At 69.3% G+C, this 15,308-nt stretch carries 17 protein-coding genes and 1 pseudogene; 10 read left to right on the forward strand and 8 right to left on the reverse strand.

Annotation, left to right across the window (positions count from 1 at the left end):
* Positions 1-62: 62 nt before the first annotated feature.
* The gene (locus tag OHU89_RS25660) at positions 63-962 is read right to left on the reverse strand and encodes a D-alanyl-D-alanine carboxypeptidase family protein (protein WP_405646130.1); all 900 of its coding nucleotides are present in this window, start codon (positions 960-962) and stop codon (positions 63-65) included.
* A gap of 220 nt (positions 963-1,182) precedes the next feature.
* On the opposite strand from OHU89_RS25660, the gene OHU89_RS25665 reads away from it, so the two are divergent.
* Both OHU89_RS25665 and OHU89_RS25670 read left to right on the forward strand, forming a co-directional pair.
* On the forward strand, positions 1,183-1,857 hold the full coding sequence (locus OHU89_RS25665; RefSeq protein ID WP_405646132.1) for a GntR family transcriptional regulator: 675 nt from the start codon (positions 1,183-1,185) through the stop codon (positions 1,855-1,857).
* Positions 1,854-3,146 (forward strand): nitrate/nitrite transporter, encoded by a 1,293-nt coding sequence (locus OHU89_RS25670; protein WP_405646134.1) that lies wholly within the window; start codon positions 1,854-1,856, stop codon positions 3,144-3,146. Before OHU89_RS25665 ends, OHU89_RS25670 begins: the two co-directional genes overlap by 4 nt.
* Before the next feature lie 55 nt (positions 3,147-3,201).
* On the opposite strand, the gene OHU89_RS25675 is transcribed toward OHU89_RS25670, so the two are convergent.
* Positions 3,202-4,026 (reverse strand): maleylpyruvate isomerase family mycothiol-dependent enzyme, encoded by an 825-nt coding sequence (locus tag OHU89_RS25675; RefSeq protein ID WP_266889937.1) that lies wholly within the window; start codon positions 4,024-4,026, stop codon positions 3,202-3,204.
* Positions 4,027-4,206: 180 nt separating this feature from the next.
* Here OHU89_RS25675 and OHU89_RS25680 point away from each other — a divergent pair, with 180 nt between their 5' ends.
* Entirely contained in the window at positions 4,207-5,001 is a 795-nt protein-coding gene (locus tag OHU89_RS25680; RefSeq protein WP_405646136.1) for a carbon-nitrogen family hydrolase, read from the forward strand.
* Between the two features lie 3 nt (positions 5,002-5,004).
* Here the strand turns inward: OHU89_RS25680 and OHU89_RS25685 are convergent, their stop codons facing one another.
* Positions 5,005-5,502, reverse strand: a complete 498-nt coding sequence (locus OHU89_RS25685) for an LURP-one-related/scramblase family protein (protein ID WP_405646138.1) — start codon at positions 5,500-5,502, stop codon at positions 5,005-5,007.
* A gap of 99 nt (positions 5,503-5,601) precedes the next feature.
* Positions 5,602-6,615, reverse strand: a complete 1,014-nt coding sequence (locus tag OHU89_RS25690) for a helix-turn-helix domain-containing protein (RefSeq protein WP_405646140.1) — start codon at positions 6,613-6,615, stop codon at positions 5,602-5,604.
* Positions 6,616-6,668: 53 nt separating this feature from the next.
* Here OHU89_RS25690 and OHU89_RS25695 point away from each other — a divergent pair, with 53 nt between their 5' ends.
* From OHU89_RS25695 to OHU89_RS25710, 4 genes and pseudogenes are all read left to right on the forward strand, one after another.
* Positions 6,669-7,073, forward strand: a complete 405-nt coding sequence (locus OHU89_RS25695) for a cupin domain-containing protein (protein ID WP_405646142.1) — start codon at positions 6,669-6,671, stop codon at positions 7,071-7,073.
* A 29-nt stretch (positions 7,074-7,102) separates the two neighbouring features.
* Positions 7,103-7,237 carry a hypothetical protein gene (locus tag OHU89_RS25700; RefSeq protein ID WP_405655112.1) on the forward strand — a complete coding sequence of 45 codons (135 nt, stop codon included), beginning with the start codon at positions 7,103-7,105 and terminating at the stop codon, positions 7,235-7,237.
* Positions 7,238-7,278: 41 nt separating this feature from the next.
* On the forward strand, positions 7,279-7,566 hold the full coding sequence (locus OHU89_RS25705) for a recombinase family protein (protein ID WP_405646144.1): 288 nt from the start codon (positions 7,279-7,281) through the stop codon (positions 7,564-7,566).
* A pseudogene (locus tag OHU89_RS25710) lies at positions 7,553-8,611 on the forward strand (NHL repeat-containing protein); the annotation flags it as partial. The gene OHU89_RS25705 and the pseudogene OHU89_RS25710, both read left to right, overlap by 14 nt.
* On the opposite strand, the gene OHU89_RS25715 reads toward OHU89_RS25710, so the two are convergent.
* The 4 genes from OHU89_RS25715 to OHU89_RS25730 form a co-directional block, all read right to left on the reverse strand.
* On the reverse strand, positions 8,599-8,838 hold the full coding sequence (locus OHU89_RS25715) for a DUF6458 family protein (RefSeq protein WP_307028327.1): 240 nt from the start codon (positions 8,836-8,838) through the stop codon (positions 8,599-8,601). The pseudogene OHU89_RS25710 and the gene OHU89_RS25715 sit on opposite strands and share 13 nt — an antisense overlap.
* A 78-nt stretch (positions 8,839-8,916) precedes the next feature.
* Complete coding sequence (locus tag OHU89_RS25720) at positions 8,917-10,212, reverse strand: M18 family aminopeptidase (protein WP_405646147.1); 1,296 nt, start codon at positions 10,210-10,212, stop codon at positions 8,917-8,919.
* Between the two features lie 77 nt (positions 10,213-10,289).
* Positions 10,290-12,116: an acyl-CoA dehydrogenase gene (locus tag OHU89_RS25725; protein WP_405646148.1), complete on the reverse strand. Its 1,827-nt coding sequence runs from the start codon at positions 12,114-12,116 to the stop codon at positions 10,290-10,292.
* A gap of 134 nt (positions 12,117-12,250) precedes the next feature.
* Positions 12,251-13,111, reverse strand: a complete 861-nt coding sequence (locus OHU89_RS25730; RefSeq protein WP_405646150.1) for an intradiol ring-cleavage dioxygenase — start codon at positions 13,109-13,111, stop codon at positions 12,251-12,253.
* Positions 13,112-13,279: 168 nt separating this feature from the next.
* On the opposite strand from OHU89_RS25730, the gene OHU89_RS25735 reads away from it, so the two are divergent.
* The 3 genes from OHU89_RS25735 (at position 13,280) to OHU89_RS25745 (ending at position 15,270) form a co-directional block, all read left to right on the forward strand.
* Positions 13,280-13,744 (forward strand): SseB family protein, encoded by a 465-nt coding sequence (locus tag OHU89_RS25735; RefSeq protein WP_046261114.1) that lies wholly within the window; start codon positions 13,280-13,282, stop codon positions 13,742-13,744.
* A 67-nt stretch (positions 13,745-13,811) separates the two neighbouring features.
* Positions 13,812-14,207 (forward strand): hypothetical protein, encoded by a 396-nt coding sequence (locus OHU89_RS25740; RefSeq protein WP_405646152.1) that lies wholly within the window; start codon positions 13,812-13,814, stop codon positions 14,205-14,207.
* A 91-nt stretch (positions 14,208-14,298) separates the two neighbouring features.
* The gene (locus OHU89_RS25745; RefSeq protein ID WP_405646154.1) at positions 14,299-15,270 is read left to right on the forward strand and encodes a pirin family protein; all 972 of its coding nucleotides are present in this window, start codon (positions 14,299-14,301) and stop codon (positions 15,268-15,270) included.
* The last annotated feature ends 38 nt before the right edge of the window (positions 15,271-15,308 follow it).

Here is a 15,308-nt window from a genome sequence, read left to right on the forward strand (position 1 = left end):
GGCGAAGGGGCCCGCCGCCGCAGGCCCCTTCCTTCACGTCTTCACGCCATCACGCCTTCGCGTCAGGCGATCTTCGCGTAGCCATAGTTGATCAGCTTCTTCACGTCCGCCGTGCGATTGTCCGCCGAGGAGGACGTCAGGACGGCGCCCATCACCGACTCGCCGTTGTACGTGGCGGCGAAGACGAGGCAGTACTTGGCCTCGGTGCCGGAACCGGTCTTGATGCCGAGCGTGCCGTTCCAGCCGAGCAGGGCATTGGTGTTCTTCCAAGCCGACATCGTGCGCGTCGTACCGGAGCTGGTGATCGTCTTCGCGGTGTACGACTTGGTCTTCACGACGGACTTGAAGGTGGAGCTCTTCATCGCGCTGCGGGCGAGGAGCGTCAGGTCCTTCGCCGATGAGTAGTTCGAGCCGTTGCTGATGCCGTCGAACGAGTCGAAGTGCGTGTTCGTCATGCCGAGCTGCCCGGCTTTGTTGTTCATCTTGGCGATGAAGTTCTTGGTGCGGGCCGCGACCGTCGTACCGGTACCGAACTTGTCGGCCAGCGCCATCGCGGCGTCGCAGCCGGACGGCAGCATCATCCCGTAGAGCAGCTGACGGACGGTGACCTTGTCGCCGACGATCAGACGGGCCGACGAGGCGCCCTTGGAGACGATGTAGTCGCTGTACGCCTTCTTGATCGTGACCTTGGCGTCCAGGTTCAGATTCGACTGGGCGAGCACGACCTTCGCGGTCATGATCTTTGTGGTGGAGGCAGTGAGCCGGTGCGTGCTCCCGTACTTGCTGAAGAGCGTCGTGCCGGTGGCGCTGTTCATCATGAACCCGCTCTTGGCGGTGATGGTGGGCGCGGTGACGGCCTGCGCCGGCGCCGCGGTGAGGGCTCCGGTGGCGAAGAGCGAGCCGGTGGTCACGGCCACGGCTACAGCTCTGCGGATACGAATGCCCTGAATGCCGGTAATCAAGTGAGGTACCCCGAATACGTTGAATGCCCCTGGCGTGCGGCCGAGTTGAGTCCTGAAAGTTGTTGGGGCCGCACGTGTCTGACTCGTAAGTAGCGCAGAAGGTTGTGCGGCTGCTGGGGCGGATTCGACTTTCTCTGCCAGGGGGGGCCTCTGAGTCTTTTGGGGTCCGCATGATGGACGACTCCCTGGCATGCGTACGTGTTGTATCTATGATGTGCGCATGCCTTCAGCCCCACCCGCCCCGTCCGCCGCTCACACCAAGCAGCCGCCCGCCGCCGACCGCGTCTACGACCACGTGAAGCAGGGCGTCCTGGACCGTCGCTACGAGGGCGGCACCCTGCTGACCGAGGGCGAGCTCGCCGAGGCCGTGGGGGTCTCGCGGACACCGGTGCGCGAGGCGCTGCTGCGGCTCCAGGTGGAGGGGCTGATCAAGCTCTACCCGAAGAAGGGCGCGCTGGTCCTGCCCGTCTCCGCACAGGAGATCGCGGACGTGGTGGAGACCCGCCAGCTCGTCGAGGAACACGCCGCGCGCAAGGCCCTACCGGCGTCGCCGCGGCTCATCGCACGGCTCGAGGAACTCCTCGCCCAGCAGAAGGAGCAGGCCGCCGCCGGGGACCTGGCCGGCGCCGCCGTCACCGACCGCTGCTTCCACGCCGAGATCGTCCGCAGCGGGGGCAACGAGATCCTGTCCCGGCTCTACGACCAGCTCCGCGACCGGCAGCTGAGGATGGGCGTCGCCGTGATGCACGCCCACCCCGACCGCATCACCAAGACCCTCGCCGAGCACGAGCAGATCCTCGACGCGCTGCGCTCCGGCGACGCGGAGGCGGTCGTCGGGCTCATCCACGGGCACGTCGAGTGGTTCTCCCACCTGGCGCGGGGCGAGGTCCGATGAGCGCCACTCTGCCGGGTGACCCCCCGGGTGGCCGCCGCGCGATGGCCGTCTGGGGCATCGGCGTCTCCGTCTACTTCGTCGCCGTCATCTTCCGTACGTCGCTGGGGGTTGCCGGCCTCGACGCCGCCGACCGCTTCCACGTCAACGCCTCCGCGCTGTCGACCTTCTCCATCCTCCAACTGCTCGTGTACGCGGGCATGCAGATACCCGTCGGCCTGCTCGTCGACCGGCTCGGCACCAAGAAGGTGCTGGCCATCGGGGTGGTGCTGTTCACGGCCGGACAGCTCGGCTTCGCCTTCTCCCCCTCGTACGGCATGGCCCTCGCCTCGCGCGCGCTGCTGGGCTGCGGTGACGCGATGACGTTCATCAGCGTGCTGCGGCTCGGCACCCGCTGGTTCCCGGCCCGGCGCGGGCCGATGGTCGCGCAGTTCGCGGGGCTGGTCGGCATGGCGGGCAACCTGGTCTCCACCCTTGTGCTGGCCCGGCTGCTGCACGGCATCGGCTGGACGGCGGCCTTCGCGGGCAGCGCGGTCGCGGGTGTGGTCGTGCTGGTCCTGCTGCTGCTCTTCCTCAAGGACCACCCCGAGGGACACGAGCCGGAGCCCTTCCCGCACCAGGGCGCGGCCTACGTACGACGGCAGATCGCCGCCTCCTGGCGGGAGCCGGGCACGCGGCTCGGCCTGTGGGTGCACTTCACGACCCAGTTCCCGGCGATGGTGTTCCTGCTGCTGTGGGGCATGCCGTTCCTGGTCGAGGCGCAGGGGCTGTCCCGGGCGGTCGCCGGTGAGCTGCTGACCCTCGTCGTGCTGTCGAACATGGTGATCGGGCTGGTCTACGGCCAGGTCGTCGCCCGGCACCACGAGGCGCGGCTGCCGCTGGCGCTGGGGACCGTGGGGGCGACGGGGCTGATGTGGGCGGTGACGCTGGCGTACCCGGGTGAGCATGCGCCGATGTGGCTGCTCGTGGTGCTCTGCACGGTGCTGGGCGCGTGCGGGCCGGCCTCGATGATCGGCTTCGACTTCGCGCGTCCGGCGAACCCGCCGGAGCGGCAGGGCACCGCGTCCGGCATCACCAACATGGGCGGCTTCGTCGCCTCGATGACGACCCTGTTCGCGATCGGGGTGCTGCTGGACGCGACCGGGGACAACTACCGGATCGCCTTCTCCGCGGTCTTCGTGCTGCAGGCGCTGGGGATCAGCCAGATCCTGCGGCTGCGCAAGCGGGCGATCCGCCGGGAGCGGGAGCGGCTGGTGGCGAGCCGGGTGGAGACGGTGCACGTGCCGGTGTAGAGCTGGGGGCCGCCGCCCCCAGTTCCGTCAGCGGTACCGCGTCATCGCGGTCCCGCTAGCGCGTCACCGTGAAGTTCCGCAGGATCGCCGCCGTCAGCGCCGGGTCGCCCTCCGCCTTCACCCGGTCCGGTACCGCGTCCGCCGTCACCCGGCCGCAGGCCAGGCGGACGTAGGTCTCCCAGTCGAGGGTGAGAGTGGCGGCGGGGCCGAGAGCGGGAGCCGTTTCGAGGGTGCCGCGGCCCTGGATGTCGACGCGGATCGTGCGCAGGAACTCGATCGGGCCGTGGACGTCGAGGACGATCGCCGAGCTGCGCGGGGCGTCGGCCTTCTCGGCGACTATGGCGGGCATTTCGGCGAGCAGGACGTCACGGGCGATGTGCGCGCCGGGGGAGTCCAGGTTGCCGGGGCGGCCGAGGGCGGCGCGGAGATCCTGCTCGTGCACCCAGACGTCGAAGGCGTGCTTGCGCATGGACTCTTCGAGCGTCAGTTCGCTGCTGAGGGGGCCACGCACCTTCGTACCCGGATCCCGCGACTCGTTGCGCAGCTGGCGGTTGCGGCGGATGATCACGTACTCCAGCTCGGACGTCATCTCCGGCGCCGTGTGATGGCGGCGGACGTCGACCTGCATCTCCGTGTACCGCTGTTGCTCATTGGTCACGTGGTAGAGGTCGCGAGGCAGCGAGTGGATGGGGCGCGGGTCTCCCAGCATCTCGGTGTCCAGACCGATGACATGGGACACGACGTCGCGCACCGACCAGCCGGGGCACGGGGTACGCCGGTTCCACTCTCCCTCCACAAGGGGCGTCACCAGCTCGGATATCGCATCGATGGAGTGGGTCCAGGCGTCGGCGTAGGGCTGGAGGGTGGGATGCAGACTCACGGAACGGGACCCCTCGGCGGTCGGTGCACGGGCTGGTGATGGCGTCGTTGCCAGTGGGAGTGTGGCTGTCGGCGGGTGTCTTGGAACGCTAAGTTACGCTGCTGTGAGGCACCCCGGCAGTGCTTTCGTGTGACGATCGTAGGCCCGTGTGAACGGCTCGAATGCCAGGACGGTGGTAGTGTGCGCGCCTCGTTGATTCAGATCGCCGTAAGTGAGGGCGAATCGGTCGAATCGCGCCGACGGCGGGTGGCCTCACTGGTACGGGACCAGTCCGGTGCCGATCTGGTCGTGCTGCCGGAGCTGTGGACCACCGGCGCGTTCGCCTACGAGGGGTTCGGCAGCGAGGCCGAGCCGCTGGAGGGGCCGACGTACGAGGCCATGGCCAAGGCCGCGAGCGACGCGGGCGTCTGGCTGCACGCGGGCTCGATCCCGGAGCACACCCCTGACGGCACGCTCTACAACACCTCTCTCGTCTTCTCCCCCTCCGGCGATCTGATCGCCGCCTACCGCAAGATCCACCGCTTCGGCTTCGACAAGGGCGAGGCCGTGCTGATGGGCGCGGGCCGGGACCTGGTGACGGTCCGTCTGCCCGAGACCACCCTCGGCTTGGCGACCTGCTACGACCTCCGATTCCCCGAACTCTTCCGCGGCCTCGTCGACGCCGGCGCCGAGACCCTGGTGATCCCCGCGGGCTGGCCGGAGCGCCGCCGGGCGCACTGGACGCTGCTGGCCCAGGCGCGGGCGGTCGAGAACCAGGCGTACGTGCTTGCCTGTGGAACGGCCGGGACACATGCGGGAGTTCCACAGGCCGGTCACTCGATCGTGGTGGATCCGTGGGGCGAGGTACTGGCCGAGGCCGGCGCCGACGAGGAGGTCCTCACCGTCGAGTTCGACGCCGCGAAGGTGGCCGTGACACGGGATCAGTTCCCGGCGCTGAAGGACCGGATGCTGGGACTCGACGCACCCCGGCGTTAGGTCTCAGTCGGACTCCCTCTCCTTCTCGGCGAGCTGGATCACGCACACCGTCACCGCGATCAGCAGCGCCGGGTCCGTGTCCTCCCGTACGACGTCGACGCCGTAGGTCTCCCGCACGTGCAGCCACCGCCGGGAGACCACGGCGAGCAGCTCACCGTCGTACTCGATCGCGAACTCCCGGTCGAGGATCTTCCCGCTGACGTCGAGTTCGGTGCTGCCGTCCGCCAGGGACACCCGGTAGTGGTTGCGCAGCAGGGACAGGCGCTTGCGCTTGATCGTGGCCAGCGGTTCGCCGTCCCGCTCGATGATCATCGTGTCCCGCAGGGCGAACATCTTCTGCCGGATGTCGATCAGGACGCGCCCACGGGTGTCCTTCAGCTCGAAGGTGTCCCGCAGCCGCATGGCCTTGCCGTCGACGAGGAACACCTTGTTGCCCTGGTCGTCCTCGATCCAGTAGTCGTCACCGAAGCCGAGGAGCCGGTCGCGTACGAGGAATCTCATGCCGATACCGCTTCCCCGACCTGCGCGACGGAACGCAACCAATAGGCCGTAGGGATGGCCGACACGCCGGGGTCGGTGTGGTGTCCGAGCTGCGACAGCTCAGGTCCGAGGCCGCGGCACCTCCGTCGCCGACGTCCCGAACCGCCTCCGGTACGCCGACGGGCTGAGCCCCGTCTCGCGCCGCACGCGCGCGCGGAGGTTCGCGGCCGTCCCCAGGCCACTGCGGGCGGCCACCACGTCCAGCCGTTCCTCGCCCCGCTCGATGAGGCGGCAGGCCAGCGTCACGCGCTCCCCCGTCAGCCAGGCCAACGGCGTCGTGCCGAGCTGGGCCTGGAAACGGCGGTGCAGCGTGGCGGGGGAGACGGCCGCGCGGGCGGCGAGCTCCGCCACCGTCAGCGGCTCCCCCAGCCGCTCCTGCGCCCACGCCAGCAATGGCGCCAGCGACTCGTCCGGCACCTCGGGCACCGGACGCTCCACGAACTGCCGCTGTCCGCCGTCCCGATGGGCGGCGAACACCAGCCGCCGGGACACGGCGTTGGCGACCTCGGCACCGTGGTCGCGCCGCCAGATGTGCAGCCCGAGGTCGAGCGCGGCGGCACTGCCGGCGGCGGTGAGAAGGTCGCCCTCGTCGACGAAGAGGACGTCGGGCTCCAGGAGGACCCTGGGATGCAGCTCGCGGAACGCGTCCGCCCACAGCCAGTGGGTGGTGGCCCGCCGGCCGTCCAGCAGCCCCGCCTCGGCGAGCGCGAAGCTGCCGGTGCACAGGCTCATGACGCGGGCGCCACGCGCGTGCGTGCGGCGAATGGCGTCGAGTACGGCGGCCCCGCGCGGTACGACGTTGTCCGGCCGCCCCGGCACGACCAGGGTGTCGGCCTCGTCCACGGCCTCGAGCCCGGGCACACCGCTCAGCGTGAAGAACCCGTGGTTCATCCGCACCCCGGGCGTGGGCGCGCACAGTGTCACCTCGTACAACGGCCCCGGCAGCCCCAGTTCGGGCCGCGGCAGCCCGAACAACTCGGTGGCGACACCGACTTCGAAGGGGTTGGTGCCCTCGTCGACGATGACCGCGACCCGGTGCGGACGCCTGTTCGGTTGAGAGGATCCTTGCGGCATGTGCAATTCCTAGCACTCGTGCACGTGCCGGGCCACGGCCGACGATGACGGACATGAGCGAACCCGTCTCCCCCGAGCCGATCTCCCTGGAAAAGGCCCTCGCGTCCTTCACGGACCAGTGGAGCCCCCGCATCGTCACCGCCGTCAACGACTACGACGTACGCATCGCCAAGGTCGAGGGCGAACACCTCTGGCACACCCACGACCACACCGACGAGTTCTTCCTCGTCCTCGACGGCGAACTCCACATCGCCCTGCGCGAACCGACCGGCGAACGCACGGTCGTCCTCCCCAAGGGCTCGGTCTTCACGGTCCCCCGCGGCACGGAACACAAGCCGTACGCCCCCGTCCCGTCGGCGATCCTCGTCCTCGAACCCACCGGCACCCTCACGGTCGGCGACCGCCACGAGGACGTACCGGAGCATGTGGATGCCACGACGGGGCACACGCTGAGGTGACTGTCGGTGGCGGGTGGCACTCTTGATCCATGAGCGACTCCGCGCCCCGCCGTGTCCGAGTCCGCGCCCCCGAGCTCGTCGGCAAGGGCGGCTGGCTGAACACGGGCGAGAAGCAGTACACCCTCGCCGATCTGCGCGGACGTATCGTCGTTCTCGATTTTTGAAATAGACAACAGAGCACCGAACTCTTCGCCACACTGAGTGTGTGCACCAAGACACGATCTGTGATCTCTACCTCCGCCTGTCCCTCGACCGGGACGGCAAGACCGCAATCGAACGGCAGGAAGCCGACTGCCTTGCCTGGGCCGAGCGCAACGGACTGACCGTCCGCAAGGTCCACATAGACAGAGGGCGCTCCGGTTACAAGACCGTTGAGCGCAAAGGCTTCGACGCCGCGTTGGCGGCTGTCACGGCGGGCGTCGTCGGCACGCTGGTCGTCTGGAAGCTGGTCCGTCTGTCCCGCAAGGGGATCGGCCACCCTGCGCCGCTTTGACCCGGAGTCGGGCCGCACCACCACCCTCGCCGGCACCGGCCACCCGTGGATGCGGGGCGACGACACCTCGGGACCGGCACGCGAGGTCAACCTCTCCTCCCCCTGGGACGTGGCCTGGTGGCACGGCAAGGTGTGGATCGCCATGGCCGGCATCCACCAGCTCTGGACGTACGACCCGGCCGATCGAACGGTCGCGGTCGCGGCCGGCACCACCAACGAAGGCCTGGTCGACGGCCCCGCCGCCGAGGCGTGGTTCGCCCAGCCCTCCGGGCTCGCCGCCACCCCCGAGCGGCTCTGGGTCGCCGACTCCGAGACGTCAGCCCTGCGCTGGGTGGACACCGACGGCACCGTCCACACCGCCGTCGGCACCGAGCTCTTCGACTTCGGACACCGCGACGGCGCCGCCGAACAGGCCCTGCTCCAGCACCCGTTGGGGGGCACCGCGCTGCCCGACGGCTCGGTCGCGGTCAGCGACACGTACAACCACGCCCTGCGCCGCTACGACCCGGCGACGGGCGAGGTCACCACCCTGGCCACGGATCTGCGCGAGCCCAGCGGCGCCGTTCTCGTCGGGGACGACCTCGTGGTCGTCGAGTCGGCCCGGCACCGGCTCACCCGGCTGCGGCTCCCGGAGGAGGCCGTACGCGTGGCATCGGTCGCCCATCGCACCCCGCGCGCCGCCACCGACGTCGCCCCGGGCAGGCTGCGGTTGGACGTGGTCTTCCAGGCCCCGGCGGGTCAGAAGCTCGACACCCGCTACGGTCCCTCGACCCGGCTGCTGATCTCCGCCACCCCGCCCGGACTGCTGGTCGAGGGAGAGGGCGCGGGCACCGAGCTCTCCCGCACCCTGCACCTCGATCCGGCGGTCGCCGAAGGTGTACTGCATGTCTCCGCGACGGCCGCCTCCTGCGACGACGACCCGCGCAACGCGTACCCCGCCTGCCATGTCCACCAGCAGGACTGGGGTGTGCCGGTCCGTCTCGCCGAGGGCGGTACGGACCGGCACACCCCAGTCCTGGCCGGTATGGACGATCAGGCGCTGTAGCCGCCCCCGCGCCGGTGGTGGTCGTCCTCGACCACGGTCGTCGTGGGCGGCGGTACGACCACCCGCCTGCGCCGGGCGATGCTGCTGAACGTACTGACGCCGATCAGGCCGACGATCATGAAGATGACGCCGACCAGGTCGAGATTGACTCCCTGCATATCCCAGTCGGTCGCGAACGTGAGAATGGCTCCCGCGGCGATGAGGATGATGCATCCGCCGAGGCCCATAGTGTCGCCTCCCTGTCCGGTGGTTCCGGTCGAAGGCGGGTACCCGGCCTCGCGAGGGCTATCCCTCGCTGTCCCTCGCTATCCCTCCAGGAACGCCACCAGCGCGTTCGCCAGCAGATGAGGGTCGTCCGTGCCGCACAGTTCGCGGGCGCTGTGCATCGACAGGATGGCGACGCCGATGTCGACGGTCTTGATGCCGTGCCGGGCCGCTGTGATGGGGCCGATCGTGGTGCCGCAGGGCATGGAGTTGTTGGAGACGAAGGACTGGAAGGGGACGCCGGCCTTCTCGCAGGCGGCGGCGAAGACCGCGCGGCCCGAACCGTCCGTGGCGTAGCGGTTGTTGACGTTGACCTTGAGGATCGGGCCGCCGTTGACCCGCGGGTGGTGCGTGGGGTCGTGGCGCTCCGCGTAGTTGGGGTGGATCGCGTGGCCCGTGTCGGAGGACAGACAGACCGTGCCGGCGAAGGCTCTCGCCCGGTCCTCGTACGACCCTCCGCGCGCGAACACCGAACGCTCCAGCACACTGCCGAGCAGCGGCCCGTCCGCGCCGGTGTCCGACTGCGAGCCGTTCTCCTCGTGGTCGAAGGCGGCGAGTACGGGGATGTGGGACAGGGCCGAGCCGGTGGAGACGGCGCTCAGCGCGGCGACCTCGGCGTGCACGGACAGCAGGTTGTCCATGCGCGGGCCGGCCACCAGCTCCTTGTCGCGGCCCAGATAGGCCGGGGGCTCCACGGAGTGCACCATCAGGTCCCAGCCGGTGACCTCGCCCGCCGGGAGCCCGTTCTCCTCCTCCAGGAAGGCGATGAGGTCGCCCTCGCGGATGTCGTTGCCGAGTCCCCAGATGGGCTGCAGATGCCGCTGCTTGTCGAGCTTGAGGCCCTCCGTCGACACCGAGCGGTCCAGGTGGACGGCGAGCTGCGGGACCCGCAGCAGCGGCCGGCCGACGTTGACCAGTCGCGTCGAGCCGTCCCGCAGGGTCAGCCGGCCGGCCAGGCCCAGGTCGCGGTCGAGCCAGGAGTTCAGCAGCGGCCCGCCGTAGATCTCCACGGCGACCTGGCGCCAGCCGTGCGCCCCGGCGTCCGGCAGCGGCTTGACCCGCAGGTTGGGGGAGTCGGTGTGCGAGCCGACGATCCGGAACGGGGTGTGCGGCTCGGCGCCCTCGGGGACGTACCAGGCCACGATCGCGCCGCCGCGCAGCACGTACTTGCCGCCGGTCGTCCCGTCCCAGGCGTCCGTCTCCGCGACCTGCCTGAAGCCCGCCTTCTCCAGTCGCTCGGCGGCGTTCGCCACGGCGTGGTACGGCGAGGGGCTGGCAGCCAGGAAGGACATGAGGTCGTCGGTGTGACCGCGGTCGAAGCGGGAGGGTTCGCTCATGGGGTTCACCTTAACGACGTACGAAGGCCCGCTCCGGTGCTGGGAGCGGGCCCTCGGGAGAGCTGTGCGGGTGTGTCCTAGAACGCGGCCTCGTCCAGCTCCATCAGGTCGAGCTCGACGCCCTGGGCGAGCTTGCGGGCGCCGGTGACGCCGGGCAGGACGTTGGCCGCGAAGAACTTCGCCGCCGCGATCTTGCCGGTGTAGAACGCCTTGTCCTTGGCGGAGGCCGTCTCCAGCTTCTCGGCGGCGACCGCGGCGCCCTTGAGGAGCAGGTAGCCGACGACGACGTCGCCGGAGGCCAGCAGCAGACGGGTGGTGTTCAGGCCCACCTTGTAGATGTTCTTGACGTCCTGCTCGGTGGCCGCGAGGTCGGTCAGCATCAGACCGACGATGGCCTCCAGCTCGACGGCCGCCTTGGCCAGGTGCTCGCGGGCGCCGGACAGCTCCTCGCCACCCGTGCCGAGCGCCAGGAACTTCTTGATGTCCTCGGCGAGACCGTTCAGGGCCGCGCCCTGGTTGCGGACGATCTTCCGGAAGAAGAAGTCCTGGCCCTGGATGGCCGTGGTGCCCTCGTACAGGGTGTCGATCTTGGCGTCGCGGATGTACTGCTCGATCGGGTACTCCTGCAGGAAGCCGGAGCCGCCGAAGGTCTGGAGCGACTGGGCGAGCTGCTCGTAGCCCTTCTCGGAGCCGTAGCCCTTCACGATCGGCAGCAGCAGGTCGTTGAGCGCGTGCTCGGCCTTGGCGTCCTCGCCCGCGGCCTCCTTGACGGCGATCGCGTCCTGGATGGAGGCGGTGTAGAGGACGAGGGCGCGCATGCCCTCCGCGTACGCCTTCTGCGTCATGAGCGAGCGGCGTACGTCGGGGTGGTGGGTGATGGTGACCTTGGGCGCGGCCTTGTCGCCGAAGGCGGCGAGGTCGGAGCCCTGGACGCGCTCCTTGGCGTACTCCAGCGCGTTCAGGTAGCCCGTCGACAGCGTGGAGATCGCCTTCGTGCCGACCATCATGCGGGCGAACTCGATGATGCGGAACATCTGGCGGATGCCGTCGTGCTTGTCGCCGATCAGCCAGCCCTTGGCGGGGTGCTGGTCGCCGAAGGTCATCTCGCAGGTGTTGGAGGCCTTCAGGCCCATCTTGTGCTCGACGTTGGTGGCGTAGGCGCCGTTGCGCTCGCCCAGCTCGCCGGTCTCGAAGTCGAAGAGGTACTTCGGGACCATGAAGAGGGACAGGCCCTTGGTGCCGGGGCCGTGGCCCTCGGGGCGGGCGAGGACGTAGTGGAGGATGTTCTCCTCCATGTCGTGCTCACCGGACGTGATGAAGCGCTTGACGCCTTCGATGTGCCAGGAGCCGTCCTCCTGCTGGATCGCCTTGGTGCGGCCGGCGCCGACGTCCGAACCCGCGTCCGGCTCGGTCAGCACCATGGTCGAACCCCAGGTCCGGTCCACTGCGATCTGGGCGATCTTCTTCTGTACGTCGTTGCCCTCGTCGTAGAGGATCCCGGCGAACGCCGGGCCGGAGGAGTACATCCACACGGCCGGGTTCGCGCCCAGGATCAGCTCCGCGTACGACCAGATCAGGGACGGCGGGGCGGTGGTGCCGCCGATGGCCTCCGGGACGCCCAGCCGCCAGTACTCGGAGTCCATGAAGGCCTTGTAGCTCTTCTTGAAGGACGCGGGGACCGGCGCGGTGCTGGTCTCCGGGTCGAAGACCGGCGGGTTGCGGTCGGCGTCCGCGAAGGACTCCGCCAGCTCGTTCTCCGCGAGGCGCGTCAGCTCGTCGAGGATGCTCTTCGCGGTCTCGACGTCCATCTCCTCGAACGGACCGGTGCCGTACAGCTTGTCGCGCCCGAGGACCTCGAAGAGGTTGAACTCGATGTCGCGGAGATTGGACTTGTAGTGCCCCATGGCGACGGCTCCCGTAGAGAGTCGGGCGAGGCACTGGATCCTCGCGCTAGTTCACGTACCAACAAGTAGCTTCGATACGATGATGCTACCCGCCGGTAATAAACCGCAACCCTGATCCGGTCATCTGTGACGGTTCACACCGGAACCGTGAGGGTGGCCGTGTACCCCGCGTCGACGCTGCCCTTCACCGTCGCCAGCTGCTGGTCGTACCCGTCGCTGAAAACCATGTCCGTCTCGATGGAGAGCTGACCGAGGTTGGACACACTCTCGCTGTAGCCGTCCGTCGCGTACACCGTGTCGCAGACGTCCTTGGGGAACGCGAGCTGCGAGGTGTTGGTGATGGAGGTGGCCGCGGTCGCGTTCTCCAGGTCGGCGTAGACCTCGAAGTGGATGTGCGGCCAGCGGCCGGTGTAGCAGCCCGGGAAGATGCTGGTGAAGGTGACCTGCCCCTTGTCGTCGGTCTCCTGCACACCCCGCAGATAGTTTTCGTCCGTGACGCCCTCGGTGTACAGGGAGTAGTTCCCTTCGCGGTCGCAGTGCCAGACGTAGACCGCGGCGCCCACTCTCGGGGTCCCGCAGCCGGATGCGGCGTCCACGACCGTCAGCGTGAACGTCAGGGGCACCCCCTCGGCGGTGCCGCCCGCGGAGTCGCCGAAGCTCGTGCGGATGTCGCTGCGGACGACACCGCTCTCCCTGAGGACGTTCACACCGCTCGATCCGTCGCCGGGGTAGGGCCCGGCGGTCTCCTCGGGAATGGTGGCGCATTCCGAGGAGGATGACGAGCCGGCCGTAGCAGAGGCAGAGGCAGAGGATGAGGAAGAGGACGAAGAGGAAGAGGCGGACGCCGTGGAGTCGCTGTCGGCGGAACAGCCGACCAGCGGTACCAGGCTCGCTCCCGCCATCAGCCGGATCATCCGCCGGCGGGCGAGGACGGGAAGGTCGTGGGCGAGTCCTCCGTCGTGCTCGTGAGCTGCGTCGTCGTGGTGTCCGCGCATGGCTGTCCTCTTGGTGGTGGGCCGCTGTCCGTGCCGCTCCCCTCGGCACTACAGACGCTACGAGGGGCGGCCGCCGGAAACCACGGCCGCCGCCTGTCAAGCCGCTGTCGGTCTGCCCGGTCCCCATTGCCGCCCGCCGCCCCCGCCCCGATCGGTACTCTTGCGCCCATGTACGGCTACGACCAGAGCGCGGGTACGCAGCAGCAGTACGCCGCCCCACAGCAGCAGATGCCGGGCGGGTACGGCCAGCAGCCGCCGCTGTATCCCGAGCCGTCCCCGCCGTCCCTCGCGGACGCCGTGCGGGCCTTCACGACGGGCCAGCTGGCGGCGGAGGACTTCCAGCAGGTCTTCGCCACGTCCAAGGTGTACTGCCCACGCGGCGACAACCCCGGATTCCTCGCCCTGCACAACACCCAGCAGCCGGTGATCCCGATGTTCACCTCGCTCAAGGAACTGCGCCGGTACGCGGGCAAGGAGTCCAAGTACTTCGTGATCACCGGGGCGGAGGTGATCGACCTGCTGCCCACCGGCTACGGCTTCGTCCTCGACATGGAGGGCGAGCACCGGATGGTCTTCGACGCGAAGGCCGTGGAGCAGATGGTCGAGTTCGCGATGCGCCGGATGTACGGCTGAGTGCCGGATCCAGCACCGCTACGACTAACCGCCCCTTCCGGTCCCCGGGCTCGCCTACTGTGCCCGCGTGACCGAGATCGACACATCGCCGCTGGTCCTGCACGGCCGGCGGCGTTCTGTTGCCCGCCTCCGGGCGGGCGTCGTGCTGCGCCGCCGGGGGATCACGGTGGAGGGGCGGCGCGAGCGGTCGTACGAGGTCGGGACCGGCGAGGACGCCGTCACGCATCACACGTACGCGTACGTCGACGCCCTGGGCAACGCGCGTACGCGCAGCGGTCGGCAGGGCGGGGCGGACGAGGTCGACATCCTGTACGACCCCGAGGATCCGGAGGGCACCACCAAGGTCGGGCACCGTACCGCCGGGCACCTCGCGCTCGGTCTGTTCCGCCTGGTCCTCGGGCTGTCCACGGTGTCGGCGGGCCTGTGGGCGATGGGCGTCGGGACGGTGGCCCTGTTGCATTGACGGCGGCGGGAATGTGCCTGCGGACCTCATGGTTAGAGGTGGCAGGAAGTTCAATGCTCAACTAAACTGAACGCACCAAGGAGGTACCGACATGCCCGCAGTGACCGTGGAGAACCCGCTGACGCTCCCCCGCGTGGCCGCCCCGGCCGACGCCGTGGCCCGTCCCGTGCTCGGCGTCACGACCGCGCCGAGCGGTTTCGAGGGTGAGGGCTTTCCGGTGCGCCGTGCGTTCGCCGGGATCCATTACCGGCATCTGGATCCGTTCATCATGATGGATCAGATGGGTGAGGTTGAGTACGCGCCCGGGGAGCCGAAGGGCACCCCCTGGCACCCGCACCGCGGCTTCGAGACCGTGACCTACATCATCGACGGCGTCTTCGACCACCAGGACAGCCAGGGTGGCGGCGGCACCATCACCAACGGCGACACCCAGTGGATGACCGCAGGCTCGGGCCTGCTCCACATCGAGGCGCCGCCGGAGTCCCTGGTCATGTCCGGCGGTCTCTTCCACGGCCTCCAGCTGTGGGTGAACCTGCCCGCCAAGGACAAGATGATGGCCCCGCGCTACCAGGACATCCGCGGTGGCAACGTCCAGTTGCTGACAACCCCCGACGGTGGCGCACTCCTTCGAGTGATCGCCGGTGAGCTGGACGGCCACGACGGTCCCGGTATCACTCACACCCCGATCACGATGGTCCACGCGACGCTGGCGCCGGGTGCGGAGCTCACGCTGCCGTGGCGCGAGGACTTCAACGGACTGGCGTACGTCCTCGCCGGCCGAGGGTCGGTGGGTGCCGAGCGGCGTCCGATCCACCTGGGCCAGACCGCGGTCTTCGGCGCCGGCGGGTCCCTGACCGTCCGCGCGGACGAGAAGCAGGACTCGCACACGCCGGACATGGAGGTCGTACTCCTGGGCGGGCAGCCGATCCGTGAGCCGATGGCGCACTACGGGCCGTTCGTCATGAACACCCGTGAGGAACTCCAGCAGGCGTTCGACGACTTCCAGAAGGGGCGGCTGGGGACGATCCCGGCCGTGCACGGGATGTCCGAGGGTGGCCTGTAAAGCGGGCCGCGACTCGGTAGGTTGTGAGAAGGCCCGAA

This window comes from Streptomyces sp. NBC_00019, from assembly GCF_045041015.1.
Taxonomy (GTDB): domain Bacteria; phylum Actinomycetota; class Actinomycetes; order Streptomycetales; family Streptomycetaceae; genus Streptomyces.